Source organism: Exiguobacterium sp. s16 (genome assembly GCF_018618115.1).
In the GTDB taxonomy this organism is placed as follows: domain Bacteria; phylum Bacillota; class Bacilli; order Exiguobacteriales; family Exiguobacteriaceae; genus Exiguobacterium; species Exiguobacterium mexicanum_A.
In genome coordinates this window covers 53,467-77,927 of the sequence record NZ_JACSLM010000006.1, presented here as the reverse complement: position 1 = coordinate 77,927, position 24,461 = coordinate 53,467, and the positions used below count along the sequence as shown (strand labels likewise).

Here is a 24,461-nt window from a genome sequence, read left to right as displayed (position 1 = left end):
CATAACCAAGCAGACGTCAGAACTCAATCCACTTATTGCGAAGTTCATATTACAGTTTGATTACAGACCAGAAGAAAACAAGGCAGAGGTCAATCGGGTTGACGGGACGTCGTCCAACTCTTACAATTCATTAATACAATTAAGTATATCGGTTAACTGTGGATTAAATAGGGAGGAAACGAATGACGACAATTACTTATCCGGTCATCCCGGGAGCGGGCGCGTTTTATTATGAAGGAAATGAAATAGGAATCTTATTGTGTCACGGCTTTAACGGGACGCCTCAAAGTGTGCGTGATGTCGGGATCGCCTTGATGGAGAAAGGATTCACCGTCTATGCGCCTCGGCTCAAAGGACATGGGACGGACCCGGAAGAGTTCCGGCACTCGACGCGCCGTTGCTGGTACGAGTCGATGGAAGCCGGCATCCGTCTCTTGCGCGAGCGATGTCGACACGTCATCGTCGTCGGGCAGTCGATGGGTGGAACGCTGGCGATGAAGGCGGCCTTGTCCGGTCATGCCGATGCGATCGTCACCATCAATGCGGCGTTGTCGGTCCCGGGCTATGCCTGTCACGCCACAGATGACGTCTGTCGCTTCATCGATGAAGACGAACCGGACATCTGTGCACCGGGCGTGTATGAGATCGTCTATGACAAAGTCCCGACCTCAGCCATCCGTGAACTGCTCGCGCTCATCGAGGAGGTGCGCCCGATGGTGGCTGAGGTGGCCGTCCCAACGTGCGTCATCCATTCCGCCATCGACAACGTCGTCCCTCCAGAAGATTCGGTATGGCTCTACGAACAAGTACAAGCACCGAAACAACGGGAAGTGCTCGAACGCTCGTACCATGTGGCCACGATGGATTATGATCGCGAGCGGTTGGCCGACGTCATCGGTGCGTTTTGTGAACAAGTTGCGACAGCCCCGAAAATGTAGTCTCCGGACTACATTTTTTTATATCTCATTATTTGCAAACGCTTGCACAAGTGCTATTGTAGGATTAGATTGAGCCTAAAACAGGTATTGCTGTTCAAGTATATAACTAGAAATCATGACATATAGGAGGCAGGCGGCGTATGGAGTCGATGGTCAGTAGACAACAAGAGAAACAGAAAACGGTCACCCGCACGTGGTGGAAAGAAGCGATTGCGTATCAAATTTACCCACGCAGTTTCAAGGATTCAAATGGGGATGGGATTGGTGATCTCCGTGGCATCATCGAGAAGCTCGATTATTTAGAAGACCTTGGCATCGATGTGATTTGGCTATGTCCGATGTACAAGTCCCCGAACGATGACAACGGCTATGATATCTCAGACTATGAAGACATCATGGAAGAGTTTGGGACGATGGAAGACTTTGACGCCTTGCTCAAGGCCGTCCATGCACGCGGCATGAAGTTGCTCTTGGACCTCGTCGTCAACCACACGTCCGATGAGCACCCGTGGTTCGTCGAGTCGAAGCGCTCGAAGGACGACCCGAAACGCGACTGGTACATCTGGCGCGACGGGACGGATGGGGGACCCCCGAACAACTGGGCGAGTATCTTTGGTGGTTCGGCTTGGGAATATGATGAAACGACCGAACAATACTATTTGCACGTCTTCTCGAAAAAACAGCCAGACTTGAACTGGGAAAATGAAGAAGTGCGCGGCGCCGTCTATGACATGATCAATTGGTGGCTCGACAAAGGTATCGATGGATTCCGGGTCGACGCAATCAGCCACATCAAGAAGATGCCGACCGAGACGATGTTGCCATCTCCAGACGGCAAATCGTTCGTCACGGCGTTCTCGATGTATTCGAATATCGACGGCATCCACGATTATCTTCAAGAGATGAAACAAGCGACATTCGCCAATTACGACATCATGACGGTCGGCGAAACGAACGGGATTGAACCGCAAGCGGCCGACTTATGGATGGGGCCGGACAACGGGGCGATGAACATGGCATTCCACTTTGACCACGTCGACATCATGCGCAAGTCACGCCTGGCACCGCTCGATGTCGTCGAATTGAAACGAATCTTTGACAAGTGGCAACAAGGCCTGCTCGAGACGGGATGGAACGCTCTCTATATCGAGAACCACGACATGGTGCGCGCCGTCTCGCTCGTCGGGGATGAGAACCATTACTGGCGCGAAAGCGCGACCGCCCTTGGCATGATGTACTTCTTCATGCACGGGACGCCGTTCATCTATCAAGGTCAGGAAATCGGCATGAAAAACGTACCGCTCCCTTCGATTCATGACTATGACGATGTGGCGACAAAAAATGAATATTTCGAACGGATTGCCAACGGGATGAGCGAAATCGATTCGATGCAGCACGTATGGGGCACGTCGCGCGACAACGTCCGCACCCCGATTCAATGGGACGCGTCACCGAACGCGGGCTTTTCGACGACGAAGCCGTGGATGCCAATCCACGAAGAATATGAGACGCTTAACGTCGACGCCCAATCGAAGGATGCCCACTCGATTCTATCGTTCTACAAGGCGATGATTCGTCTTCGTCGGGCCGAAGAGACGTTCACGTACGGCAGTTACCGTGATTTGCTGCCGGACCATCTGCAAGTGTTCGCCTATGAACGGAAGTTTGAAGAACAGACATTTTATGTCGTCGTCAACTTGACGGCAAACCCTGCCGAGGCGACGCTTCCTGGTCTCGACAAAGCGACGCTCGTCTTGACGAATGAGATGGATCCTGAGACGATCGAGACGGACACGTTTATGATGCGGCCGTTCGAAGCAAGGTTGTATCGTTTATAATTGAGAAGGCACCTTCACGTCGAAGGTGTCTTTTTCTAGGAGGTGGGATCATGCATCACTTCGAGATTAGAAACGAGGAGACGACATTCCGGTTCGTCATCTCGGAAGCGTCACGAACCACGTTGCGGCTCGTTCACGACCAGGAGCCAGAAACGGTCCGGACAAGTGATTACGTCCAGTTCGCGAATGATTTGACTCGCGTCTATCACGAGTTGAACGGTGCAGCCAGGCTTCAAAATGCAGACGGGCGAGACATTTTGACAATCTCATTTGAACGCGGCCGGGTCGAGGTCGAGACGGCGTGGGGGCAAACGAAGCGTCGATTGAGGACCGATCAAAGTTACTTGACGAGAACGGTCAGTCAAATCGGCATCGTGGAATAGATTGTGACAAACGCGGGAAAAGAGCATATGATAGAGGTTGACTATACGGAAAGGGGTGTCGGGTATGGATGGCACAAAACGCGCGGACATTCGCCCAGGGCTCCACGTCCAGATTGTCCTAAAACAAGATCAGCGGAGTGGGAAGTTGACGTCAGGCGTCGTCAAAGACATTTTGACGAACTCGCCGCGTCACCCGCACGGCATTAAAGTACGCTTAAGCGATGGACAGGTCGGTCGGGTGAAAGTGATCGAAGCTGGAGGTGAATGACATGAGTGAAAAGAAATTAAGTTTTCAAGAGGCGATGAAGCAAAAGCTCGCCGAGAAGAAACAAAACGATACGAAAGTGCCGACAGGACTTCGTGGGACGAAGCAGAAACCGTTGACGAACCAGTTGACGAAGAAGCCGAACAACCAGAAGAAACGGACGGGCATCTAAAAAGCAGCCGCTCAGTGAGCGACTGCCTTTTTTATTTCCCGCTATCTAGATGTGTAGTCCAAATAAAAGTAGTATCTGTTATACAATCAAACCTATTCATAAAGCGAATGGTTTGAAACAAGTTGAATGTAGACATCAAAAATTAGTAGGGAAATAAAGATTTATTATTTCTTAGGTTTAACTTTGTAAGCGCTTTAAATAAAGCTATCACTCACTTTTTGTTATATAACATATGAAGTTTGTGTGAACTGACCTATAAAAAAATTATTGCTAATTGTCAGAATCTTTGTATAATTCAGAACTAAGACATCATAAAACATTTCAACTTTAGATTCACACAACAGGGAGGAACTTATTCATGGAAGCTGTACAAAACTTGCTGCAAGGAAGCGTCGACTTTTTAAACAACATTTTATGGTCGTACGTGCTCATCGTCGGATTGATCGGGGCCGGGATTTACTTTACGGTCAAAACAAGGTTTATGCAGTTCCGTTACTTAAAAGAGATGTTCCGGGTCGTCACCGAAAAATCAGATGTCACAGACAGTAAGAGCATCAGCTCGGCGAAGTCGTTCTTCATTGGAGCGGCAACACGGATCGGTACAGGGAACTTGGCCGGTGTCACAGTTGCAATCACGCTCGGTGGACCAGGGGCGGTCTTCTGGATGTGGGTTGTCGCTCTCGTTGGTGGAGCGACCGCGATGATCGAGAGTACACTCGCGCAAGTGTATAAAGTAAAAGACGATGTCGCATACCGCGGCGGTCCTGCTTACTACATCGAAAAAGGTTTGAACAATCGTGTCCTCGGTATTGTGTTTGCGGTTTTGATTGCCTTCACATTCGGTCTCATTTTCAACTCAGTCCAATCGAACACAATCGCGGCAGCGTTCGATAACGCCTTCGGTCTTGAAGCCGCTGTTGGTGGAATTGCACTCGTCGTCTTGACTGGACTCGTCATCTTTGGGGGCGTCCAACGTGTCGCCAACGTCTCAGCAATCGTCGTACCAATCATGGCTGTTCTTTACTTGGTGATCGCGCTTTACGTGGTCGTTGTGAACATCGCAGAAATACCAGCTGTGCTCGGTATGATCTTCAAGAGCGCATTCGGTATCGAGCAAGCGTTCGGTGGATCGGTCGGTGCAGCCATCATGATGGGTGTCCGTCGTGGTCTCTTCTCGAACGAAGCAGGTATGGGTTCGGCACCAAACGCCGCAGCGACGGCAGAAGTGTCACACCCAGCCAAACAAGGTTTCATGCAAACACTCGGTGTCTTCTTAGACACATTGATCGTCTGTACAGCAACAGCAGCCATCGTCCTTCTCTCTGACAGCTATGCGGCAGGGAATGGCGAAGGAATCGCACTCCTTCAAAACGCATTGTCTGAACAAATCGGTTCATGGGCTCCGGCCTTCATCGCTGTCAGTGTCTTCTTGTTCGCTTTCAGCTCGATCGTCGGTAGTTACTACTACGGTGAGACGAACATCGAGTTCATCAAGAAGAGTAAAGGTGCCGTCTTCGGCTTCCGCCTTCTCACGATGGGCTTCGTCTTCCTTGGATCTGTCGCAAGCCTCGGGTTCGTTTGGAGCCTTGCCGACTTGTTCATGGCCGGGATGACGTTAATCAACTTGGTAGCCATCACGCTTCTCGGCGGCGTTGCCTTCAAAGTCCTTCGTGACTACGAAGAACAGCGTGCCCAAGGTCTCAACCCGCGCTTCTCGGCCCGCAAACTCGGCATCGAGAACACGGAATGCTGGGATGTCGAAGAAGAAGAAGTCGCACAAGGAGCGGTCCAAGCGGCTGCTGCCGACTCATCTAAAGCTTAATTTCATTCAATCAAGCAATAACAGGGGCCCTGCGCATCGGGGCCCCTGTCTTTTTATGCGTTTTGACGGATCGATTCAATATTTTTCTCGGCAGGTTTCGCGTTCAAATGGACGTACGTCCCGGCGACGAACAAAGCGCCTCCGACGATGTTGCCAAGCGTGGCAAACAAAAGATTGTTCAACGCCAGCCCGAGGTTGATCGCCTCAGATGGGGCGTAATAGAGCGCGAGCCCGAAGATGCCCATATTGGCAATCGAGTGCTCGAAACCGGCGGCGAAAAAGACGACGACCGGGAGCATCGTGAGCATAATCTTCGCAACGTCATTTTTCGTCTTCAACGGCATAAAGATAGCGATACAGACGAGGATGTTGCACAAAATCCCTTTCAAGAAAATCGCGAGTACGTCTCCGCCCATTTTTTTCGCGGCGACGACCGATAACAGGTGGTCGGCACTGACATCGCCCATGCTATGGGCACCGATGACGAGCCCGACGAGGATGAGCGCACCGACCAAGTTACCGAGCCAGCTGATGCCCCATACGGCCGTTAAATCGCGCCAGTCGACACGTCCGCGTTTCGCGCCCGTATACAAATACATCGTATTGCTCGTGAACAGCTCTCCGCCCGTCCAAACAATGAAGACGAGGGCAACCGAGAAACTCATCCCCGCGAACAGCATCGTTCCTGGCACATCGATGAACATGTTTCCGACGGAGAAGGCAAAGACGACCCCAATTCCAATCAGAAAACCGGCGACGATGGAGCGGAGTGCGTAGTGACCGAACGCGTGACGCAACAACGTCGCTTTTTTATAGGCGGCTTCTTCCATATACTTGACAGCTTGTTTTTCCATTTGAACACGGCCTCCTTTAGACAACTTAAGTCTAGGAGGTCTACAAAAAGTTTGCAATTGTTTTCACAAACTTTTTTGAAAGCCGTTTCAACTGTTCACATCGTTGCCACGAGTTCGACTTTCATCCGGTCCGGATCTTCAAAGTAAAGCGCGGTGTAGGACGGTCCTCCGGCGTGCGGGAACCGATCGGCGTAGAGCTCGGTGAATCCGTGCTGTGTCAGTTCTTCACGGAAACTTACGAGTTGCTCAATCGACTCGGCGTGGAAGGCGAGATGGTTCAACCCGGTCTTCTTGCGATGGTACGGCGGCTCGAGATAATCGGCCTCGGTTTGGACGAAGACGAGATACGTATCGCCGAAACGATAACTCCTTCCTTCTTCCCATTGTTGGTAAACGGTATAGCCGAGCTCAGTGAGGAGCCAGTCCCACGCCATGAGGCTCTTGTTCAAATCAGAAACGTACAGTTCGACATGATGTAACATCGGTCTCATCCTTCCGTCGGACGTTTCAAATTTGTCCGTTTAGTATAATGGTTATTATATAACGAATGCAGGGGGAACCATATGGACAACACGGGGCTTGTCTCGAACATATTGATTGCGGGGAAGACCGGGGTCGGCAAGAGCGCTTTTTTAAATTATATTTACGGGCGTGATGTGGCCGAGTCACGTGCCGGCAGCCCAGTGACGGCGGAAGGGCTGCATGAATATGAATACTATGACCTTGAGCGAGGCATCTTGTTCCGTTTCTTCGATACATGGGGACTTGAGGCGGACCGATCCGACGAATGGCATGAAGCGGTATTGTCCATCGTCAATCAACGGGAAGGTGCACTCGATATCGCCGATTGGTTCCATACGATCTATTACTTACTGTCCATCAACTCGGGACGCGTCGAGGCGTACGAGTTAGAAGCCATTTTAAAACCGCTCTATGCGAAACGAAGCAACGTCACGATCATCTTGACGAACTATAACCCGGACAGTGCGATGAACGTCGAGAAGGCGGAGGCGATGGAAGCAGTCCTCATGCGTGAGCTCGGAATTTCACGGGATGCGATGATTCGCGTCAACAGTGTCGAAAAGAAGTTGCTCGGTGGACAAGTCGTGCCGCATATCGGATATGAGGCAGTGTGGCAACGTAATCGGACCAACCTCTGGAAAGACGTCGAACGAAAACTGCCACACAACTTGACGCGTCATTTATTGACCGAGTTAGAGGCGTGGCGCGCCCGAAGCTATCGTTCGGCTGAAACAATCCGCATGATCACCCCGCAAGTGATGATCAGCTGGAAAGCCCGCCAAATCGAAAAAGACTTGGAACAAACACTCGAAGCGGCCGCCGAGACCACAGAGGCCGCGATGGCCCAAGGTGTTCGTCACTACATTCAACTGATGGAGCGTTATCCGCTCGTCGGTGCCCCGTCTGACCTTGTGTTCAAAACACGCCGGGTCGAGCTCGGGTTTGACTATTCATTCAATCGCACCGTTCGGAAGATGGTGCTCGGGATGATTCCGGGCGTCCACTTCATCTATTGGGCGTTCAAACGGAGGACGGCGGAGCGAGGTATCAAAAAAGCTGTCGATCAGCAATACGAGTTGGTCAAACAGACGATTGAGCTGGATGTGCGCCGTGGTTTCGAGGAAGAGATGCGACGGCTTGGCCGAACGCTCAATCAATGAGGAGGAACTGACATGGAGAAAAAAGTCCCATTCAATTTGGATACGTACGATTTAAAAGAAGAACTCGACCGGTTGCGCGGAAAAGTAAAAAAACCGAACATCTTGATCGCGGGAGCGACCGGGTCGGGCAAAAGTTCCGTCGTCAACCACGTCTTCGGTCGTGACTTGACGAAAGTCGCCGCCGGCGAGCCGGTGACGCGCGGGATCCATCAGTTCATGAGTGACGACATCGCCATCGTGCTTTATGACAGTGAAGGGTATGAGATTGGGAGTGCCCGGCAACAAGCATATGCTGATGAAGTCATCGGTTTCGTCGAACGGGCCCAGACGAAAGGGGCGGCCGAACAAATTCATCTTGTCTGGTATGCCATCAACGCCTCGATGAAACGGGTCACGCCGCTTGATCGGGCGCTCATCAAACAATTGAACGAAGCGACGTCGGTCGCGGTCTTGTTGACGCAAATCGATCAAGTCGACCTAGATGAACTGACGGCGCTCCGAAATGAGTTAGTGGACGTCGTCCCGGAACAGGCCGTGTTCCAAGTCAGTGTCGCTGAAGAGCTGTTGAACGATCCAGAACTTCGGAACCATCTCGATTGGGAGCGTCTCGTCACCTGGTCTGTCGAACAACTCGACCAATCGCTCCAAGAAGGACTGCTCATGGAGATTCACGCAGAGAGCGAGGCGATGCTCAAGCTGAAACGGAAGAAAGCGAACCGGATCATCTCGGGTTATGTCGCCAGTGCCGGGACGGCGGCGGCGGTCCCGCTCCCATTCGCCGATGCGATCGCGCTCACGCCGATTCAAGTGACGATGAGTGTTCACTTGTTCCGTTATTGGGGTGTGAAAGCGAATGACGATATGTTGAAGACGCTGATTGGGAGCACCATCATCCCTCAAATCGGTCGGGCGCTCTCGAAGACGATTTTATTGAACGTCATGAAGTTCTTCCCAGGGGCAAACGCCGCCGCGAGTGTCATCAATGCGACTGTCGCGTCAGGCATCACCTGGGCGATTGGGCTCGCCATCAACGAAGTTGCGTACCGGAACGCGATGGACTCATCGAAAACAATCGAGCAACTGCTCAACAGTGACTTCGGCTCGCTATTCGAGCAGTTCATGGAGCAAAATCCAGTAACGAAAAAGAAACCTTGATTCGACACGTTTGATAAACTGGTCGAGACAAGACATAGGGGGAGACGGAATGAAGAAACGCATTTACATTACGAGACGGTTACCGGAAGAAGCAGTGGCGCCACTGCGAGACAAGTACGAGGTCCGCATGTGGGAAGAAGAAGCGAAGAGCGTCCCGCGCGACGTCTTGTTGAAAGAAGCGGCGTCAGCGCATGCGCTCTGGACGATGCTCAGTGATACAATCGACCGGGAAGTGATTGAACAGGCCTCGCAACTCGAAGTCATCTCGAACTTGGCGGTTGGCTATAACAATATCGATATTGGAGCGGCCAAGGAACGCGGCATCGTCGTGACGAACACGCCGGACGTGTTGACAGAGACGACGGCCGATCTCGCGTTCGGATTGATGATGATGACGGCACGTCGGCTCGGGGAAGCAGAACGCGATTTACGAGACGGCGAATGGAAATCGTGGACGCCGATGGGTTACGTCGGGATGGACTTGTACCGGGCCAAACTCGGGATCATCGGCATGGGTCGAATCGGGGAAGCAGTCGCACGTCGGGCCCGCGGCTTCGACATGGATGTGTTGTACCATAATCGGACGCGTCGCCATGAATCGGAATCGATGTATGGCTTCGTCTATGCGGAACTCGACGAGTTGCTCGAACAGTCCGACGTCGTCGTCGTCCTCGCGCCGCTCACCGAAGAGACACGTGGGATGTTAGGCGCAGAGCAGTTCGCGAAAATGAAAGAGACAGCGGTCTTCATCAACGTCGCTCGTGGCGAGATTATCGATGAGACGGCGCTCTATGAAGCACTGAAGGAACGGCGGATTTGGGCGGCGGGACTTGATGTGTTCGCTAAAGAACCGGTGGCGATGGACCATCCACTCTTGACGCTCCCGAACGTGACGACGTTGCCGCATATCGGCAGCGCCTCCATCAAGACAAGGCTTGCCATGATGGCGCTCAATCGGGAAGCCATCGTGAACGTGCTCGAAGGAGAAGAGCCGAAAAACCGATTAACGTAAAACAAGGACCTGACCGGGTTGCGGTCAGGTCCTTGTTGCATCTTGATTAGAAACGGCGGATATTGTCTGGATCTTCGTAATCGTTTCGGAGGGCCCGGTCATCGAGTCCACGCAACTTGTTCTCACGGTCAGTCAACTCGGATTTTTTATCCAATTTGTCCTGCTCAGGGTCGACGGCCCGGTTCGGATTGTCGGCCGTCGATTCGTTGAACGGTTTCGAATCGATTTCTACACCATCAGACGTATGGCGATCGTCCCGGTTCGCGTCACGATGTTTCGGGTCATTGTATGGCTCCGAATCAATCTCCACACCATCGGACGTGTGATGATCTGAGCGGGTCGAACGGGTCGTGTCAGGTTTCGGATCATTATACGGCGTCGAATCGATTTCAAGCCCATCGGCCGTATGGTGGCCTTGGTGACTCGTATCGTGTCTCGAGTCGGTATAAGGTGACGAATCGATCGTCAGCCCTTCATTATGACGACGCTCGAAGTCTTCATCCACATAGATTAAAATCTTTCCAGCCTCGACATCGCTGTAGTGGCGCTTCACTTCGTCCTCGCTCAAGCCCATATTGCGAAGTCCGGCATGGACATCCTCATGTCCGCTCAAGAAAGCCCGTACCTTATCAAACCAGCCGGCGTGGTGTGCTGCTTCGGTATGGACGTCCGTTTGACGACGCAAAATCGAGACGTTATCTTCATGTTTGGCGACGACATAGATGTCTGAGTCTTTATAGCCCTTCGCACGCAACTCCTCGACTTTTCCGAGTGCCGCGTCCTGTGTGTCATACATGCTGATAAACCGTTTCTCACTCATCTTCGTTTCCTCCTTATAATCGACGGTGGTCTTCTAGACCGGAATGTCCGCGGACGATCGGGTCCTCTTTCGTACCGCGAGGTTCTTCGTCGTGATCATTGAACGGCTTCGCGTCGAAGGCGATGCCATCCGCTTCTTCCCCTTTATCATGGTCGAGTTCACTATCTTTCTTATACATATTCGGATAGCGTTCGTATGAGTGTTTATCGATGTAAAGCAATAATTTGCCGGCATCGATCGACGTATAATACTCTTCAGCCTCCGCATCACTGAGTCCCATGTTCCGCAATTCATCACGAATGCGGTCACTGCCGTGAAGGAACGCTTTCACACGGTCCAGCCAGTTGACATCACGAATCCCCGATTCGGCGTTCACATCGGTATGGTAGCGCAAGGCGGAAATTTCCCCGTCCCGCTTGGCCACGACATGCATGTTTTTCTCTGCTTCCCCAGCTTGTTTGAGTTCGTTCACCTTATCCATTACTTCTTGCTCGTTATGGAACAACCCAATAATTTTGCGATCCGACATGTTGTGCCTCCTTCGATTTCGTTTCATTTTTAATTGACGTCACGCTATTAGTAATTTCCGTTCTAGCAAAGGTTCAAACAAAAAACGCCATCTCCTAGAGAGAATGGCGTGATCAATAATAAATCATCAATGTTTCGTTTCCAAGATGGCATCGCGTGTTCTTCCAAACGAACTCGACGAGCGTCCACATGGCCATGAATCCACTGATCGCAAGCAGGATGAGTGCATACACAGGCGTCAATTGAATCAAGAACGACCATCCGAGCGAGAACAGGATAGGTTGGGTCAATAAAACGAACCCGACGTATACGGCAATGATGAGCAAAGCAAATAGAATCCGCCGTCCAAGCGTTTGGAAGTGGTGACGGAAACGGGTCAGTAGGCCAAAGATGGCACCGGTCAATAGAACAGGGAGGACGAAGCCGAAATAATCGAGCGGGTAAGGCGTAGCGGGTGCCGTGAACAAGCGCAGACTGAACACATCATCCATTACAAGCAATAAGTTGGCGTAGGCGAATGCCAAAATCATACCGAGTAGCCAACCGAATTGATTCCAGACGCGACGAGATGACTTGATTGCCTCAATTTTCGTATAGGCTAAAAAGGAGACATCACGCATCTCGACATCCTGGAGCTTGACTTGAACTTCGTTGAGCCGCTCAATCGCCCAATCGAATTCCCGATTCGCCTGCGCTTTCTCATGAGGTTTCAATTCATCCGTCGCCTCAATCATCATATGGTAGCGACGTTGGTATTCTTCGTTTGTCGCCGGTTGTTCAATTAAAAATCGAGCATAGTCGTGCGCGTTTTGTTTCGTGAGTCCTTCGAGAGGCTGCCCGTTCTTTTCCGCCTGTTGAATATAGCCGGCTAAACTGTCGAGCAAGCGATCGGCTTGCTGCTTGTCATCTAATAAGTCGTTTAAATGCGTACGGACTTGATCGTAAAACTGTTGAACGACCGGGTCGTTCGATACGTGTGGTTTCAGAAAAATTCCTCTCTTCTCATAGTTAGATTATTTCGGGGGTGGGTCGTTATGCGACAGCGTCAATGATTCGAAATCACCTTGTTCGATGCTGCGGATGAGAATCTCACTGCCTCCCATATTCGTCGCCAACGGGATGGAATACACGTCGCAGAGACGCATCAAGGCGCTCACATCGGGTTCGTGTGGCTGGGCCGTCAACGGGTCGCGGAAGAAAATAATCATGTCCATCTCGCCGCGGGCGACGGCGGCGCCGATTTCTTGGTCCCCGCCCAGCGGACCGGATTGAAAACAATGGACCGGCAAACCGGTCGCTTCGGCGACGCGCTTCCCGGTTGTGCCGGTCGCGAACAATTGATGCTTTTGCAAGACGTGGGCATAAGCTTTTACGAGCACGATCAAATCATCTTTTTTCTTATCGTGGGCAATCAGGGCGATGTTCATCTTGATTCCTCCTCAAAAGACTTCTTCTTTTAATTCGTATCACATTTACTTGAGAAAGACACGACTTCTTTCTTACTAGAATCACTTTCTAAAAAAACGTTTTGACTTGAATCATGTATAGAGGAATAAGAACTGGCAAGGTTTAGGCAACTGCAAATGTTGGTATTTATACAAAGAGTCAAATAAATGAAATCATTTCAAAAAGAGATTGGAGGAAGATGTTAAATGAACAATACTACTTATAATTTCAACACGTTCATGTCATGGCTGCCTGAGCTTTTGCTTGCCTTGGTCATTCTTGTCGTCGGATTCATTTTGGCGAAAGTTCTAGAAAACGTGACGCGCAAAGCGCTTCGCAAAGCACGCCTTGACGACCGTGTAGGGGTAAAACAAGAAGGTGAACCCGGAAAGCCTGCAAGAGAGGAAAAGCGGTGGACGCCTGAACGCATCATCGCAAAAGTCGTCTTCTTCGGCGTACTGCTTCTCGCATTCTTAATTATCTTTGAATTCTTGAACGTACCAGCTGTCGCTCAACCGTTCAGTCAAATCTATGCCGGCTTCTCTGGCTTGATCACAGGCGTGATTAAAGCAGGTCTCATCCTGCTCGTCGCATGGATTATCGCCACGCTCTTGAAAAAAGGGATTCAAATGGCAGGTCATCGTCTCAACTTGAACAAGTTGATGGAGAAGACAGGCCAAGAGTCGACGAGCGTCAATCAGACGAAATGGGTCGACACGGTCGCCAATATCGTCTTTTACCTCGTCCTATTGTTAGCTCTTCCAGCGGTACTCGATGCGCTTGGGTTACGAGGCATCAGCGGTCCGTTTGAAGACTTGTTGAACAGTTTCCTTGCCTTCATTCCAAAACTTGTCGCTGCAGCCCTTATCTTCGCGATTGGTTATGTCGTTGCGAAAATCGTCCGCGATATTTTGACGAAGTTCTTGGAAGCGGCAGGTCTTAACCGCTTCGCCGAGAAACTTCACTTGGCTGATTACGTGAAAGGGTCAAGTCTCGCGAAAGTGGTCGGTACGATCGTCTTCATCTTGATTATGATCCCGGTCACGATTTCAGCGCTTGAAGCGCTCGATATTCGCGGAATCTCGGATCCAGCCATCTCGATGCTCAACGACGTCTTGGCAATGATTCCAAATATCATCGTGGCCATCGTCTTGATTCTCGCAGGTGTCTTCCTTGCTAAATGGTTGAAAGGCGTCGTTGTGTCTCTCCTTGAGAACTTAGGCGTCAACTCACTCGCTAGTAAGATGGGTCTCGGTGGTCGCTCGTCGTCATCGACATCAATCGCACAAGTGATCGGAACAATCGTTCAAATCATCATCATCTTGTTGTTCGTATCGGAAGCACTTCAAGTCGCGAACCTCGACTTTATGGCTTCACTCGCAACAGCAATCTTTGCTTACTTGCCAATGGTCATCGCAGCCATCGTCATCTTGGCGGTCGGTTTCTGGCTCGCGAACATGGCAGAGCGTCTCGTCGGCAGTGTGCTCGTAGATGGAGCTGGTCAACCGAGCGTCTTGCGCTACGTCGCGAAGTACGCGATTCTTGGAATCGCCTTCTTCATGGCGATCAGCCAACTCGGCATCGCACCGATAATCGTCAATACGGCATTCTTGCTCATCCTCGGTGCGGTTGCTCTCGCCTTCGGCCTTGCCTTCGGTCTTGGCGGACGTGAGACAGCGGCTCGATACTTGAAGAAAGCTGAGAAACGAATCGATGAGACAGAAGTATCGAAAGAAGGTCTCGAGCAAGAGAAAGCCCAAATGAACCAAGAAGCCGAGGCTGCGAAGCGACAGGCGAAACAAGGTATGGAGCAGTCGAAGCGTGAAGCGGATCAAACGAAACAAGAGTTGAAACGTGAAACGAATCGTCCGCAAGCCTCACAATCTGACGTGACGAACGTGGACGGTCCAGAACCGAACCCGTTCCATGAAAACGTCACGCCAGATCAAGACAATCGTTCACTTGATGACAACGAAGGTCCACGTCGTCCGTAACGGTGAAGGACGGGTCCCTAAAAAGGGGCCCGTTTTTGTATTTCTGTAAAAAAGTGTCACTTTTGTCGATATAATAAGAAAGAGGTCGACGAAAAGGCAGGAGTGAGGGGAAGATGTTTCAACGATTTCAACACACATTAATCATGAATTACATATGGGGTTCAGGTATCGCCGTGTTCGGTGTCGGGGGGCTGTTCATCTTTCAGACGCTCGATTTATCCAAGACGGAGATACTCATCCTCTTGGCTATCATGGGGCTGTCCGGGATGATGATGATTGGGCTTGAACTGCTCCTTTATCGGCGTCACATCCGGCCGATCTGTCGTGTGTTTCAAACAGAGACACTAACGTATGAGGAGCTTCAACAGGCGTTCGATCAAACGAGTCACTTTCCTACGTTGACGGTGAAACGGATTCTCGGTCCACATTTGTTCGGCTTGTCCGTGCCGGCGATGAGTATGACGGCACTCGCCATCGAACAAAGGTGGATTGACTTGCCGTATCGGTTGATTGGCTTGGCGGCGTTCGGTGCTATTTTAATCGCCATCTTGCATGCGTTGATTGAATTCTTTTTGACCTATCGCTCGGTTGAACCGTTGTTGCTTCAGTTGCAGGAGATGAGCGGAAACTTGTACGGGCGGCCGCTCCAAGCGACGTATCGCTCCATTAGCGTCCGGACGAAACTATTGATCAGCATGCTCGTCATCGGTGTGTTCCCGGTCGCATTGTTCATCCTCGCGTCCGGGGTGCAACTGTCGACTGTCAATCAGGTCGATGCATACTGGCAGTGGGCGGCTGTGATTTTAGTCGTTATCATCGGGGTCGCGACGTTTAGCAGCTTTTTGCTGTATGACAACATCAAACGTCCAATCAGTGCATTAACCGAAGGGGTCGCCGCATTAGATGCCGGACGATTGAATCAGATTGATAACCCTTACTCGGATGAGTTCGCCCAACTCGTCACGGGCTTTAATCAGATGGTCACGAACGTCACGTATCGAGATGCGGAAAACGAGCAACTGTTGAACAGTCTGTTCGTCTTGTTCGCTGCAACACTCGATGCCCGGGATTCGTATACGGCCGGGCATTCCGAGCGAGTCGCCGCCTATTCTGTCGAGTTGGCACAGGCGCTCCAGTTGCCGGCCGGACAAATCGAGCTGCTCCGCAAATCGGCGCTACTCCATGATATCGGGAAGATTGGTATCCGTGACGATGTGTTGTTGAAGGAAGGGAAGCTGACGGATCATGAGTTCGCGCAAATTCAAGAACACCCGACCATCGGAATTCATATTTTAAATCAAATTTCCCTACCGGCTGCGTTACAACCGATATTGGCAGGTGTCCGGTCCCATCATGAACGGATTGATGGGTGCGGATATCCGGATCGGTTGGTCGGAGAGAAGATTCCGCTCTTCGGTCGTATCATGGCAATCGCCGACGCATATGACGCTATGACCTCTGACCGTCCATATCGGGACGGGATGCCAGTCGAGAAGGCTCTATCGATTTTAGAGAGCGGTCGCGGTACACAGTGGGATCCGGCGTTCGTCGATGTATTCATTAGGTTACGACGTCAGGCCATCTCTGCTTAAACAAACAGGTCCGCCCCACAATTGGGCGGACCTGATTGTTAAAGGAACGTTTCAATGAGATACACCCCGACGATGCCGCCGATGACGACGAGCATCAAGTTGACCCGAAGGAATGCGAGCGTTGCGGCGACCACCCCACCCGCTAAAGCTGACGTAAGACTGGTCGTTGCCTGCAGGATGCCCGGGAAAATGAGACTGGCGAGCACCGCATAAGGCGTGAAGAGTAAAAACCGTTTCAAGAGCGGAGGTAATTTCAAGTCCCGGAGCCAAAGCAGCGGCACGAGTCGCGGGATATATGTGACGAGCGCCATGGCAAGGACGAGCAACAAGAGGCTGATCATATTTCGTCCTCCTTATACAGCAAGGCTCCGGCTCCAGCGGCGACAATCGTGGCCAAGATGATGCTCAAGCCGGACGACAGCGGGATGAATGGAGAGACGCCGAAGTAGAGAATGGCTTGAGTCAAGACGGCGATTGCAGCCACGACGATGACCGGTTTGCGGGTAAGGGATGGGACGAGTAGGCCGATGAACATGGCGTACAAGGCGATGCCCATACTCGCTTGGACCGAGGCGGGCAAGCCGAAGGCGAGAAAGACGCCAATCCATGTTCCGACGTTCCAAGCGAGAAAGGCGATCATATTCAACCCGAGCACAAAGTGGCCGCGCGTCGATTCGTCACGCGTCGAGGCGACACTGAACGTCTCGTCGGTCACGCCGAACGCGATGGCGGCCAGAAATCGATTCGAGGTCGTCTCGAGACGCTGGGACAACGACGCCGACATAAGGAAGTGCCGCAAGTTCAGGATGAACGTCGTCAAGATAATCTCCCAATACATCGAACCGGCCATGATCAGTTGGACGCCAATAAATTGACTGGCGCCGGCGAAAATGAATAAAGACATGGCGAGCGTGATGACGTTTGGCATATCGAATGATTTCGCAAGCAGCCCGAAAGCGATGGCAATCGGGATATAGCCGACAGCGACCGGTATACCGGCCCGCATGCCGGAACGGAAGGCGTCCTTATTCGGGATCGGTGTCATTTGCGAGACCGGAGTTGCCATGAGAACCCCTCCATTTCAGAGATGATTAGTTGTGGATTCGAGATTGGGTCACGCTTTCCTGCTCGAACCCGAAAAAAATAGGGTATATATAGGCGATAAGGAGTGTGAATATATGAGTCGTGCAGAAGAATTTATCGCATCGTATCACCGGATCGAGGATCATTTGAGTCGCGAGATGGGGGACGGCCAGCATTTCAGTTTCAGCAACATGGTCAATCGTCTCGCCAAACATAATCCCATTATCGAACGCTATAAAGAAGATTTACATCAGATGAGTCAGTTGCGCAACGCCATCGTCCACGAGCGGCGTGAGCCGGATTTCATTATCGCCGAACCGCATGAATCGATTGTCAAGTTGATTCTTGAAGTCGAACGGGAGTTGCTTCACCCGCGTCAAGTCATTCCGATGTTCCGTAAAATCGTGACGACGTTCGACGCCGACGACTCGTTGGTCGACGTGCTCGGTGAGATTCGGGATAAGAACTACTCGCAGTTCCCGGTCTATAATCATGACGGGTCGTGGCGCGGATTATTGACGAAAAAAGGAGTGACCAGTTGGCTCGCCGAAACGGTCGACGGGCCTCGTGTGTCACTCGAAGGCGTGCAGGTCAAGCACGTGCTCCATCACGACCCGCACCTGCGACGGTATCGGTTTATCGCGAAAGAGACGTCGGTCATCGAGGCGCATCATCATTTCATCAACATGAAAGACGGAGTTCGGCTCGATGCCTTATTGATTACCGAGACAGGACAAGAAGATGAACCTTTGCTCGGGATCATCCGGCCGCAAGATATTTTATACGTCATCGGTTGAGGCGCCGTGCTCGATGGCGACCTCATATTGGGTGACCGTGTTTCCAAGGACGATGGGCTTCACTTCAGAAGTACCGTCGTCCCGTTTTTTATGGGCATGTTTATACGCTCCGCTATCACGCCAATTTTCGAAGCTCGCCGCATCGCGCCATGTCGTCATGATGACGACTTGATCTTTCGTCTCGTCCGACGTATCGGTCAACACTTGCATCCGAACGAACCCATCCATCGACTCGATGCCTTTCGTCGTCTGGAAACGGGCCGTGACCGCAGCGACTTTCCCTTTTTCAACGTCTAGTTTGTTCATGACAATCCACATGCACATGTCCTCCTCTGCGATATCGTACGCGTCCATTATACCTTGAACGCATTCAATGAATCGCTCGAGATGCTCGCGTCAACGTTTCGCCCACCAGTCCTCGAACGTCCAGTTTTGTTGTTTGATTATCGTTGCTTCTTTTACACCGACATAACGAAGATGCCACGGTTCATAATTGTAGCCGGTGATTTTCTCTTTGCCTTTCGGATAGCGAACGATGAACCCGTAACGGTGTGCCTGTTGGAGCATCCATTTTCCTTCAGGGGTTTGGTCGAACGAGGCATAGAGCCCCATCCGCATCCGTGCACTCGTCATATCGACGGCGAGTCCGGTCTGATGTTCGCTATGGCCGGGACGGGCGACATATTTTGAGGCATATGCCGTGCCGCGGGTATTGACCCAATATGTGTAAAGCGATTTTTGCGTGGCATAGGAGCGATAGGCGCTGAGCGCATACAGCGTATGTCCTTCTTTTCGCCCGGCATAATAGAGACGAGCGAGGGCGTGAGCGGCTTCAGCGGCCATGAGGGTGCGCTCGCTTCCTTTTGTATAGACGGTCGGGATGGTCAACGTGACGAGTTGACGAGAGCGATACGTGCTCGATAGTCCGTGTTGTTTATTGACGAGTCGAAGCCGTTCTGTGGCCGTAAGTTTTGGGATCCCGGCTTTCAAATTACTAGACGGAGTGTAGTAGCGTGTGCCATTAATGTAGACGTTCGACCAGCTTCGGTTGTAGGTCGTGTAGCGGACAGGCGTATTGGTCAAAAGCGTCTTGGCGACCGGAGACGATTGCATCGCCCGCCAATACAATTTCGTCGTCTTGATGGTATAGCCTGGCTGAGGTGAAGGCGTCGCGGCAAAGGTGGACGTGGTGGGGAAGACGAGCAACAGGACGAGGAGTACACGGATGAGCTTCACAGGAAAGACCCCCTTTTTGCTGGATAGTCTTCTTTTCCCGGTTTTTAAGGGGATGAAAAGAAGAAAAATTGGGGAATAGTGAACAGGACTGTCTCCGCCTCTTGACCTGCTTCCTGTACTGCGCGAGCCCGATGTGATGGAGAGCGGGAAGTAGTACACTGGATGTAAGAGAATGGTTGAGACTAGAAAGGAGTGAGCGTATGGAACTCATTTTTGGTTTACCGTTATTGTTGCTCGTCTTGTTCTTCGCCTTTTTGTATTTCAACATCAAAGGGTTATCGAACATGTGGAAAGACTATGATCGGACGAAATCGATGATGCCGCTCGGGTTCTTTATCGTCGGGATTATCGGGATCTTCACCGGCGTTTGGACGTGGCTCGTCATCTTGATTTACTATGCAGTCCGTCCGAAAGCCTGACCTGACACCGTGTGCGAAAGCGCATGGTGTTTTTTTGCTATACTGGGGGTGAGGTGTTGTCATGGAGAAATTGATCAAGGCGTGGTTCATCATCACGCTCATAACGTTTGTATTATTCAAACTCGGCGAGACGATGACTGCCGCCTATACAGAAACGGCGGGTGAAGGGAATCCCTACGTGCTCGTCTTGCTCATCGGTTGGCCGTTCGTCCTGTTGTTCATCTGGATTACGATTCGGCTTGCTCGGCGTGCGGTCGAATCGGTTCATCGCCTGGGACGAGTCGGTCTTTTAGCCGGGAGCCTCGTGATGGCGGGAATCGGTCTATATATCAACGCCGGTCAAGCGGCTTCGCTCCGGGCTGGAATCCGTGCTTCTGAGAATGCGGCGTACGCCTCAGGATGGAACCAGTTCACGAACATCATTTATGCGAACCAATTGACGTTTTTCGTCTTGACGGTCAGTTTCATGGCAATCGGGGTAGCGTTTTCCTTCGTCACGCGAAAACAAAAGAACGAGGAACGGCTCAACTAGCCGTTCCTCGTTCTTGTTCACTGCAATTTGTTTTGATAGAGACGAGCGTACCGGTCGGCCGCGATGATGGCATCGGCCACTTGTTCAGCGGTCACATCGAACCCACTATGAATCGTCTCACCTTCCGCCGTTGCCGCTTGACCGACTTTTAGGATGTCTTCACGGGAAGCGTCTTTCAACTTCACGTCTTCGAGTGTGACCGGCAACTCGAGCGCCATATACAAGGCGACGTAGCGGTCGAACTCTTCCTGCGTTCGGCCTTCGAGCGCAAGTTGGACGAGTGTGCCGAACGCGACTTTTTCCCCGTGCGTCAAATGGTGGATGTCTCCGTGGAGGGCGGTGAAGCCGTTATGAATGGCGTGGGCCGCTGCGAGCCCGCCGCTTTCAAAACCGAGACCACTTAGAAGTGTGTTCGCCTCGACAACGGACTCGAGTGCCGGAGTGACGACTTTGGCCTTCACCGATTCATAAGCAGGGATTCCGTAATCGAATAGCACCTCTTCGCAGCGTTTGGCGATGGCTTCCGCCGCAATCGTCGGGACACCACCCGCCATCGTTTTGCCACCGAAGGCGAGGACGCTCCGGACTTCGACCCATGTCGCGAGCGCATCGGCAATCCCCGAGGCAAGGAATCGGGCCGGGGCCTCGGCGATCAATTTCGTATCGACGAGGACCAAATCCGGGTTTTTTTTATAGAAGCGATAGCTTTCAAAGTTTCCTTCATCCGTATAGATGACGGACAAGGCGCTCGTCGGGGCATCCGTTGAGGCGATGGTCGGGACGATGACGATGCGGGCATCGAGTTCGTCGGCGACAGCTTTCGCCGTGTCGAGCGTTTTTCCGCCGCCCATTCCGATGACGAAAGCAGTATGGCTCTCTGCTGCCGCTTTGGCGATCCGTTCAATCTCGTGACGTGACGCTTCCCCGACAAAATCGGCCTTTTCTGCGTTCACGCCACTCGACTTGAGTGAATCGGTCACCCGTTCCCCAATCAAGCGCCAGACGATGTCATCGGCAATCAAGAGAGCCTGTGATCCAAAATGGCTAACGTGTTCCCCGATGCGATCGATTGTATTTTTTCCTTGCACGTACTTGGCCGGACTGATAAATACGCGTTCTGACATATTCAACATCCTTTCTAAAGTAACAGTGACGACAGGACAACAGTAGGTTTGTTCCCGATACAGCCCCTCCTTCAAACAGTCCTACATGTGACATCTCGGTGAAACTGTTTTGGACTTCCTTCACAACCCGCCAATAATCACGAGTACCACAATCAAAGCGACGACGGCAAGAAATCCCCAGTCGAGTACATGCTTCATCACGGTCGTTCCCTCCTGCCAGCTGATGAGACCAGTATAGATGGTGGATTGATTTCTGCCGTTCTAAAAATAGGACCGGGTCAAAAAAAGAGTAGCGTTACGGGTTACAAGGTTTGAATGAACTCACAGCGGGAACAACTCTTTCGTATGCTTAATTTAGAAGGAGGAATTTGCAATGTCTAAACATGTACTGATTGTCACGACTTCTGCGAATCAACTGGAGAACGGTCACGCGACAGGGCTTTGGCTCGAGGAGTTTGCTGCACCGTATCTTCAATTCGAGAAACAAGGTTATAAAGTCACAGTAGCGAGCATCGAAGGTGGAGACGTGCCAATCGATGCGAACAGCCTAGAAGGCGATTTGCCGCAAGAGGTGTTGGATACGAAACACCTGTTGAAAGATACGGCGCGACTCGATCAAGTGGCCGATGACACGTATGACGCAGTCTTCCTTCCGGGAGGACACGGTACGGTCGTTGATTTCCCGAACAGTGAAACGTTACAGCGTGTCATCCGTGATACGTATGAAGGCGGAAACGTCGTCGCGGCCGTCTGTCATGGACCGATTGGACTCGTCAACGTTAATTTGAGCAACGGAGATCCGCTCGTCAAAGACAAGCGCGTGACAGGATTCACGGATGCCGAGGAACGCGAGATGCAGCTTGACTCAGCGGTACCTTTCCTCCTTGAATCGGCGATGCGCGAGCGCGGTGGAAAATTTGATGGCGCAGACAACTGGGCTGTCAACGTAACGGTCGACGAACGTCTCGTTACCGGACAAAATCCGCAATCTTCAGAACAAGTCGGAGCAGAAATCGTCAAATTGCTCGGATAATCCCACAGACAGCTTAGGTTACTCCTAAGTTGTCTTTTTTTCGGACATATGTCCTTTTCAAGCCTTCTCATCTCACGTAAAGTCAGACGAGGAGATAGGAGGAAATCGGATGGGTCTGTTATTTGCCGTGCTTTCGGGCACGTTCATCGCATTGCAAGGGATCTTTAATGCCAAGCTCGGCTACGCGGTCGGTGCTTGGATGTCGGTCACGGTCGTTCACCTCATTGGTCTTGTACTTGCTCTTCTCATTTATGCGTTCAAGCGGGATGCAGACATGACGGCGTTTCGGCGCGTACCTTGGTACTATAGCTTGGGCGGTCTGTTCGGGGTGTTTGTCGTTTTCGGAGAACTGACCGCTATTCAACAGCTCGGTGTGACTTGGGCGATCTGCGTCTTGCTCGTCGCCCAATTGATCGGGGCGTTTTTGATTGATGTGAACGGATGGTTTGGTGTGAAACGGAAACCGCTCAACCAAGGTCAGCTCACAGGACTTGCCTTGATGGTCGCCGGGATTGGCATTTACACGTTCACGTAAGGGGGAGACGGATGAAAGTAGAGGCAGCACTAGAACGACTCGGGTGGGCCCACCTGTTCTCGGAACAAACATTAGAGGCATCGACGATTGTGACGTATCCGTCCGGAGCGATGCTCTGCACGAACGATAACCCGATCGAGTCTCTCTTCGTCGTGTTAGAAGGGCGTGTCAAAATCTATACGTTGAGCGAGGAAGGCAAGTTGCGCTTGCTCCGTTTAAAGATGGCCCCAACATTGATTGGGGATATCGAATACGCCAGCGGACGCAACGTACTCCACACGGTCGAGGCGGTCGGGGCAGTAACCTGTCTGCGCGTGCCGTTTGATGTGCTCCGCACGCATAACCGAACGATCGAGTTCACGGAGCATCTTCTGCGCGGCGTATCTGAGAAACTGTTCATCGAGGCGAATGCCTCGTCGAACCATCTCATGTCGACACTCGAAGAACGATTGGCGGGATATCTCGTCTCGCTCAGCGAATCAGGGAACGACTTGTTCCAAGACGAGATGAGTCAGTTGAAACGAAAAGAAGTGGCGGAATGGCTCGGGACGAGTTATCGTCATTTGAATCGGACGTTACAATCGTTCGCGGATGAAGGGCTCGTCGAAAAGACGCGGACAAAAGTAACGATTTTAGATGCGACTCGATTAAAAGAACGTGCCAATGGCATGTTGTACGAATAAGGAGGCAACTCATGATAGTAGGAATCATCTGTTCGGCGGTAGCCGGCGCATTTATTAGTGTACAAGCTGCAGTCAATGCCAAAATGAACGCCCATCTGGGGGCATGGGCGACAACGGTGCTCGTCTTCATTGTCGGCTTGCTTGGATCGCTTGTCCCACTCGCTTTGTTCGGTGGTAATGTTCACGGCGTATTCGAAATCTCGCCGATATACGCGCTCGGCGGGTTGCTCGGGGTCGGTGTCGTCTTCTGTGTGATGCGAAGCATTCAATTGCTCGGACCGACGCTATCGGTGTCCATCATTCTCGTATCTCAGTTGATATGGGCGCTCGCCGTCGACCTAACGGGAGCGTTCGGGATGCAACAGTTGTCACTGTCCCCAGGGCAGGTCATCGGGTTGATGGTGTTGCTCTTAGGCGTCATCGTCTTCAAACAATCTCAAGCGGCGGCCCTGCATCAGGAAGGCGCACCCGAAGCCACTTCACGTTGAAGGGGCTTTTTTCTTGAGTGAAACGGGTAC

Annotated in this window: 29 protein-coding genes; 18 read left to right on the top strand and 11 right to left on the bottom strand. The window is 51.7% G+C overall.

The genetic code is table 11. The features are described from left to right. The first annotated feature begins 182 nt into the window (after positions 1–182). The 6 genes from KNP86_RS11680 (at position 183) to KNP86_RS11655 (ending at position 5,418) form a co-directional block, all read left to right on the top strand. Positions 183–938: an alpha/beta hydrolase gene (locus KNP86_RS11680; protein WP_214754393.1), complete on the top strand. Its 756-nt coding sequence runs from the start codon at positions 183–185 to the stop codon at positions 936–938. Between the two features lie 140 nt (positions 939–1,078). Then, the gene (locus tag KNP86_RS11675) at positions 1,079–2,776 is read left to right on the top strand and encodes a glycoside hydrolase family 13 protein (RefSeq protein WP_052090254.1); all 1,698 of its coding nucleotides are present in this window, start codon (positions 1,079–1,081) and stop codon (positions 2,774–2,776) included. A 50-nt stretch (positions 2,777–2,826) separates the two neighbouring features. After that, complete coding sequence (locus KNP86_RS11670; protein WP_214754392.1) at positions 2,827–3,159, top strand: hypothetical protein; 333 nt, start codon at positions 2,827–2,829, stop codon at positions 3,157–3,159. A gap of 64 nt (positions 3,160–3,223) precedes the next feature. Further along, positions 3,224–3,427, top strand: coding sequence for a YwbE family protein (locus KNP86_RS11665; protein ID WP_021067949.1), 204 nt, complete (start codon positions 3,224–3,226; stop codon positions 3,425–3,427). A 1-nt stretch (position 3,428) separates the two neighbouring features. Further along, positions 3,429–3,596, top strand: a complete 168-nt coding sequence (locus tag KNP86_RS11660) for a hypothetical protein (RefSeq protein WP_200881508.1) — start codon at positions 3,429–3,431, stop codon at positions 3,594–3,596. 358 nt (positions 3,597–3,954) lie between these two features. Then, positions 3,955–5,418, top strand: a complete 1,464-nt coding sequence (locus KNP86_RS11655) for an alanine/glycine:cation symporter family protein (protein ID WP_214754390.1) — start codon at positions 3,955–3,957, stop codon at positions 5,416–5,418. A gap of 53 nt (positions 5,419–5,471) precedes the next feature. Here KNP86_RS11655 and KNP86_RS11650 read toward each other — a convergent pair whose 3' ends face one another. Together KNP86_RS11650 and KNP86_RS11645 are read right to left on the bottom strand one after the other, a co-directional pair. Next, the gene (locus tag KNP86_RS11650; protein ID WP_214754388.1) at positions 5,472–6,272 is read right to left on the bottom strand and encodes a formate/nitrite transporter family protein; all 801 of its coding nucleotides are present in this window, start codon (positions 6,270–6,272) and stop codon (positions 5,472–5,474) included. A 95-nt stretch (positions 6,273–6,367) separates the two neighbouring features. Beyond that, the gene (locus KNP86_RS11645; protein ID WP_034780480.1) at positions 6,368–6,754 is read right to left on the bottom strand and encodes a VOC family protein; all 387 of its coding nucleotides are present in this window, start codon (positions 6,752–6,754) and stop codon (positions 6,368–6,370) included. Between the two features lie 81 nt (positions 6,755–6,835). Here KNP86_RS11645 and KNP86_RS11640 point away from each other — a divergent pair, with 81 nt between their 5' ends. From KNP86_RS11640 to KNP86_RS11630, 3 genes are read left to right on the top strand one after another with little or no spacing between them, the layout of a single operon-like run. Beyond that, positions 6,836–7,954 carry a GTPase gene (locus tag KNP86_RS11640; RefSeq protein WP_138860160.1) on the top strand — a complete coding sequence of 373 codons (1,119 nt, stop codon included), beginning with the start codon at positions 6,836–6,838 and terminating at the stop codon, positions 7,952–7,954. Positions 7,955–7,966: 12 nt separating this feature from the next. Next, the gene (locus KNP86_RS11635) at positions 7,967–9,109 is read left to right on the top strand and encodes a YcjF family protein (protein ID WP_214754386.1); all 1,143 of its coding nucleotides are present in this window, start codon (positions 7,967–7,969) and stop codon (positions 9,107–9,109) included. 49 nt (positions 9,110–9,158) lie between these two features. Further along, positions 9,159–10,121 carry a 2-hydroxyacid dehydrogenase gene (locus tag KNP86_RS11630; RefSeq protein ID WP_214754384.1) on the top strand — a complete coding sequence of 321 codons (963 nt, stop codon included), beginning with the start codon at positions 9,159–9,161 and terminating at the stop codon, positions 10,119–10,121. A gap of 46 nt (positions 10,122–10,167) precedes the next feature. Here the strand turns inward: KNP86_RS11630 and KNP86_RS11625 are convergent, their stop codons facing one another. From KNP86_RS11625 to mgsA, 4 genes are all read right to left on the bottom strand, one after another. Next, a complete protein-coding gene (locus KNP86_RS11625) occupies positions 10,168–10,941 on the bottom strand; it encodes a YflT domain-containing protein (RefSeq protein ID WP_214754382.1) in 774 nt (257 codons plus the stop codon). Between the two features lie 13 nt (positions 10,942–10,954). Continuing rightward, on the bottom strand, positions 10,955–11,470 hold the full coding sequence (locus tag KNP86_RS11620; protein WP_029596367.1) for a YflT domain-containing protein: 516 nt from the start codon (positions 11,468–11,470) through the stop codon (positions 10,955–10,957). Between the two features lie 112 nt (positions 11,471–11,582). Continuing rightward, entirely contained in the window at positions 11,583–12,353 is a 771-nt protein-coding gene (locus tag KNP86_RS11615; protein ID WP_251130509.1) for a hypothetical protein, read from the bottom strand. A gap of 129 nt (positions 12,354–12,482) precedes the next feature. Beyond that, complete coding sequence (gene mgsA / locus KNP86_RS11610; RefSeq protein WP_138860155.1) at positions 12,483–12,896, bottom strand: methylglyoxal synthase; 414 nt, start codon at positions 12,894–12,896, stop codon at positions 12,483–12,485. 225 nt (positions 12,897–13,121) lie between these two features. On the opposite strand from mgsA, the gene KNP86_RS11605 reads away from it, so the two are divergent. Beyond that, a complete protein-coding gene (locus KNP86_RS11605; RefSeq protein ID WP_214754380.1) occupies positions 13,122–14,909 on the top strand; it encodes a mechanosensitive ion channel in 1,788 nt (595 codons plus the stop codon). A gap of 113 nt (positions 14,910–15,022) precedes the next feature. After that, entirely contained in the window at positions 15,023–16,501 is a 1,479-nt protein-coding gene (locus KNP86_RS11600; RefSeq protein ID WP_214754378.1) for an HD domain-containing phosphohydrolase, read from the top strand. 38 nt (positions 16,502–16,539) lie between these two features. On the opposite strand, the gene KNP86_RS11595 is transcribed toward KNP86_RS11600, so the two are convergent. Continuing rightward, on the bottom strand, positions 16,540–16,842 hold the full coding sequence (locus tag KNP86_RS11595; protein ID WP_138860152.1) for an AzlD domain-containing protein: 303 nt from the start codon (positions 16,840–16,842) through the stop codon (positions 16,540–16,542). Then, on the bottom strand, positions 16,839–17,567 hold the full coding sequence (locus KNP86_RS11590; RefSeq protein ID WP_214754376.1) for an AzlC family ABC transporter permease: 729 nt from the start codon (positions 17,565–17,567) through the stop codon (positions 16,839–16,841). Before KNP86_RS11590 ends, KNP86_RS11595 begins: the two co-directional genes overlap by 4 nt. 112 nt (positions 17,568–17,679) lie before the next feature. Here KNP86_RS11590 and KNP86_RS11585 point away from each other — a divergent pair, with 112 nt between their 5' ends. Next, positions 17,680–18,381 carry a CBS domain-containing protein gene (locus KNP86_RS11585; RefSeq protein WP_214754374.1) on the top strand — a complete coding sequence of 234 codons (702 nt, stop codon included), beginning with the start codon at positions 17,680–17,682 and terminating at the stop codon, positions 18,379–18,381. Here the strand turns inward: KNP86_RS11585 and KNP86_RS11580 are convergent. Together KNP86_RS11580 and KNP86_RS11575 are read right to left on the bottom strand one after the other, a co-directional pair. Beyond that, positions 18,364–18,699, bottom strand: coding sequence for an antibiotic biosynthesis monooxygenase (locus tag KNP86_RS11580; protein WP_034780505.1), 336 nt, complete (start codon positions 18,697–18,699; stop codon positions 18,364–18,366). The two genes, KNP86_RS11585 and KNP86_RS11580, sit on opposite strands and share 18 nt — an antisense overlap. Before the next feature lie 78 nt (positions 18,700–18,777). Further along, complete coding sequence (locus KNP86_RS11575) at positions 18,778–19,617, bottom strand: M15 family metallopeptidase (RefSeq protein WP_214754372.1); 840 nt, start codon at positions 19,615–19,617, stop codon at positions 18,778–18,780. Between the two features lie 200 nt (positions 19,618–19,817). On the opposite strand from KNP86_RS11575, the gene KNP86_RS11570 reads away from it, so the two are divergent. Both KNP86_RS11570 and KNP86_RS11565 read left to right on the top strand, forming a co-directional pair. Continuing rightward, entirely contained in the window at positions 19,818–20,036 is a 219-nt protein-coding gene (locus tag KNP86_RS11570; RefSeq protein WP_034780509.1) for a hypothetical protein, read from the top strand. 61 nt (positions 20,037–20,097) lie between these two features. Then, complete coding sequence (locus KNP86_RS11565; RefSeq protein WP_214754370.1) at positions 20,098–20,568, top strand: hypothetical protein; 471 nt, start codon at positions 20,098–20,100, stop codon at positions 20,566–20,568. Positions 20,569–20,585: 17 nt separating this feature from the next. Here KNP86_RS11565 and KNP86_RS11560 read toward each other — a convergent pair whose 3' ends face one another. Then, positions 20,586–21,692, bottom strand: a complete 1,107-nt coding sequence (locus KNP86_RS11560; protein ID WP_034780513.1) for a glycerol dehydrogenase — start codon at positions 21,690–21,692, stop codon at positions 20,586–20,588. 373 nt (positions 21,693–22,065) lie between these two features. Between KNP86_RS11560 and KNP86_RS11555 the strand changes: the two genes are divergently transcribed. The 4 genes from KNP86_RS11555 to KNP86_RS11540 all read left to right on the top strand — a co-directional run bounded on the left by KNP86_RS11555 (position 22,066) and on the right by KNP86_RS11540 (position 24,431). Beyond that, complete coding sequence (locus tag KNP86_RS11555) at positions 22,066–22,725, top strand: type 1 glutamine amidotransferase domain-containing protein (RefSeq protein WP_034780515.1); 660 nt, start codon at positions 22,066–22,068, stop codon at positions 22,723–22,725. 109 nt (positions 22,726–22,834) lie between these two features. Further along, positions 22,835–23,260 carry a DMT family transporter gene (locus KNP86_RS11550; RefSeq protein ID WP_214710743.1) on the top strand — a complete coding sequence of 142 codons (426 nt, stop codon included), beginning with the start codon at positions 22,835–22,837 and terminating at the stop codon, positions 23,258–23,260. A gap of 11 nt (positions 23,261–23,271) precedes the next feature. After that, positions 23,272–23,943 carry a Crp/Fnr family transcriptional regulator gene (locus tag KNP86_RS11545; RefSeq protein ID WP_084592951.1) on the top strand — a complete coding sequence of 224 codons (672 nt, stop codon included), beginning with the start codon at positions 23,272–23,274 and terminating at the stop codon, positions 23,941–23,943. An 11-nt stretch (positions 23,944–23,954) separates the two neighbouring features. Further along, the gene (locus tag KNP86_RS11540; protein ID WP_214754368.1) at positions 23,955–24,431 is read left to right on the top strand and encodes a DMT family transporter; all 477 of its coding nucleotides are present in this window, start codon (positions 23,955–23,957) and stop codon (positions 24,429–24,431) included. Positions 24,432–24,461 lie beyond the last annotated feature (30 nt).

Coding starts and splice junctions, on each gene's coding strand:
- KNP86_RS11675 (WP_052090254.1), top strand. CDS start 1,079: ATGGAGTCGATGGTCAGTAGACAACAAGAGAAACAGAAAACGGTCACC.
- KNP86_RS11600 (WP_214754378.1), top strand. CDS start 15,023: ATGTTTCAACGATTTCAACACACATTAATCATGAATTACATATGGGGT.
- KNP86_RS11560 (WP_034780513.1), bottom strand. CDS start 21,692: ATGTCAGAACGCGTATTTATCAGTCCGGCCAAGTACGTGCAAGGAAAA.
- KNP86_RS11635 (WP_214754386.1), top strand. CDS start 7,967: ATGGAGAAAAAAGTCCCATTCAATTTGGATACGTACGATTTAAAAGAA.
- KNP86_RS11570 (WP_034780509.1), top strand. CDS start 19,818: ATGGAACTCATTTTTGGTTTACCGTTATTGTTGCTCGTCTTGTTCTTC.
- KNP86_RS11585 (WP_214754374.1), top strand. CDS start 17,680: ATGAGTCGTGCAGAAGAATTTATCGCATCGTATCACCGGATCGAGGAT.
- KNP86_RS11550 (WP_214710743.1), top strand. CDS start 22,835: ATGGGTCTGTTATTTGCCGTGCTTTCGGGCACGTTCATCGCATTGCAA.
- KNP86_RS11650 (WP_214754388.1), bottom strand. CDS start 6,272: ATGGAAAAACAAGCTGTCAAGTATATGGAAGAAGCCGCCTATAAAAAA.
- KNP86_RS11555 (WP_034780515.1), top strand. CDS start 22,066: ATGTCTAAACATGTACTGATTGTCACGACTTCTGCGAATCAACTGGAG.
- KNP86_RS11645 (WP_034780480.1), bottom strand. CDS start 6,754: ATGTTACATCATGTCGAACTGTACGTTTCTGATTTGAACAAGAGCCTC.
- mgsA (WP_138860155.1), bottom strand. CDS start 12,896: ATGAACATCGCCCTGATTGCCCACGATAAGAAAAAAGATGATTTGATC.
- KNP86_RS11670 (WP_214754392.1), top strand. CDS start 2,827: ATGCATCACTTCGAGATTAGAAACGAGGAGACGACATTCCGGTTCGTC.
- KNP86_RS11655 (WP_214754390.1), top strand. CDS start 3,955: ATGGAAGCTGTACAAAACTTGCTGCAAGGAAGCGTCGACTTTTTAAAC.
- KNP86_RS11565 (WP_214754370.1), top strand. CDS start 20,098: ATGGAGAAATTGATCAAGGCGTGGTTCATCATCACGCTCATAACGTTT.
- KNP86_RS11680 (WP_214754393.1), top strand. CDS start 183: ATGACGACAATTACTTATCCGGTCATCCCGGGAGCGGGCGCGTTTTAT.
- KNP86_RS11620 (WP_029596367.1), bottom strand. CDS start 11,470: ATGTCGGATCGCAAAATTATTGGGTTGTTCCATAACGAGCAAGAAGTA.
- KNP86_RS11580 (WP_034780505.1), bottom strand. CDS start 18,699: ATGTGGATTGTCATGAACAAACTAGACGTTGAAAAAGGGAAAGTCGCT.
- KNP86_RS11545 (WP_084592951.1), top strand. CDS start 23,272: ATGAAAGTAGAGGCAGCACTAGAACGACTCGGGTGGGCCCACCTGTTC.
- KNP86_RS11660 (WP_200881508.1), top strand. CDS start 3,429: ATGAGTGAAAAGAAATTAAGTTTTCAAGAGGCGATGAAGCAAAAGCTC.
- KNP86_RS11540 (WP_214754368.1), top strand. CDS start 23,955: ATGATAGTAGGAATCATCTGTTCGGCGGTAGCCGGCGCATTTATTAGT.
- KNP86_RS11640 (WP_138860160.1), top strand. CDS start 6,836: ATGGACAACACGGGGCTTGTCTCGAACATATTGATTGCGGGGAAGACC.
- KNP86_RS11665 (WP_021067949.1), top strand. CDS start 3,224: ATGGATGGCACAAAACGCGCGGACATTCGCCCAGGGCTCCACGTCCAG.
- KNP86_RS11630 (WP_214754384.1), top strand. CDS start 9,159: ATGAAGAAACGCATTTACATTACGAGACGGTTACCGGAAGAAGCAGTG.
- KNP86_RS11590 (WP_214754376.1), bottom strand. CDS start 17,567: ATGGCAACTCCGGTCTCGCAAATGACACCGATCCCGAATAAGGACGCC.
- KNP86_RS11625 (WP_214754382.1), bottom strand. CDS start 10,941: ATGAGTGAGAAACGGTTTATCAGCATGTATGACACACAGGACGCGGCA.
- KNP86_RS11605 (WP_214754380.1), top strand. CDS start 13,122: ATGAACAATACTACTTATAATTTCAACACGTTCATGTCATGGCTGCCT.
- KNP86_RS11595 (WP_138860152.1), bottom strand. CDS start 16,842: ATGATCAGCCTCTTGTTGCTCGTCCTTGCCATGGCGCTCGTCACATAT.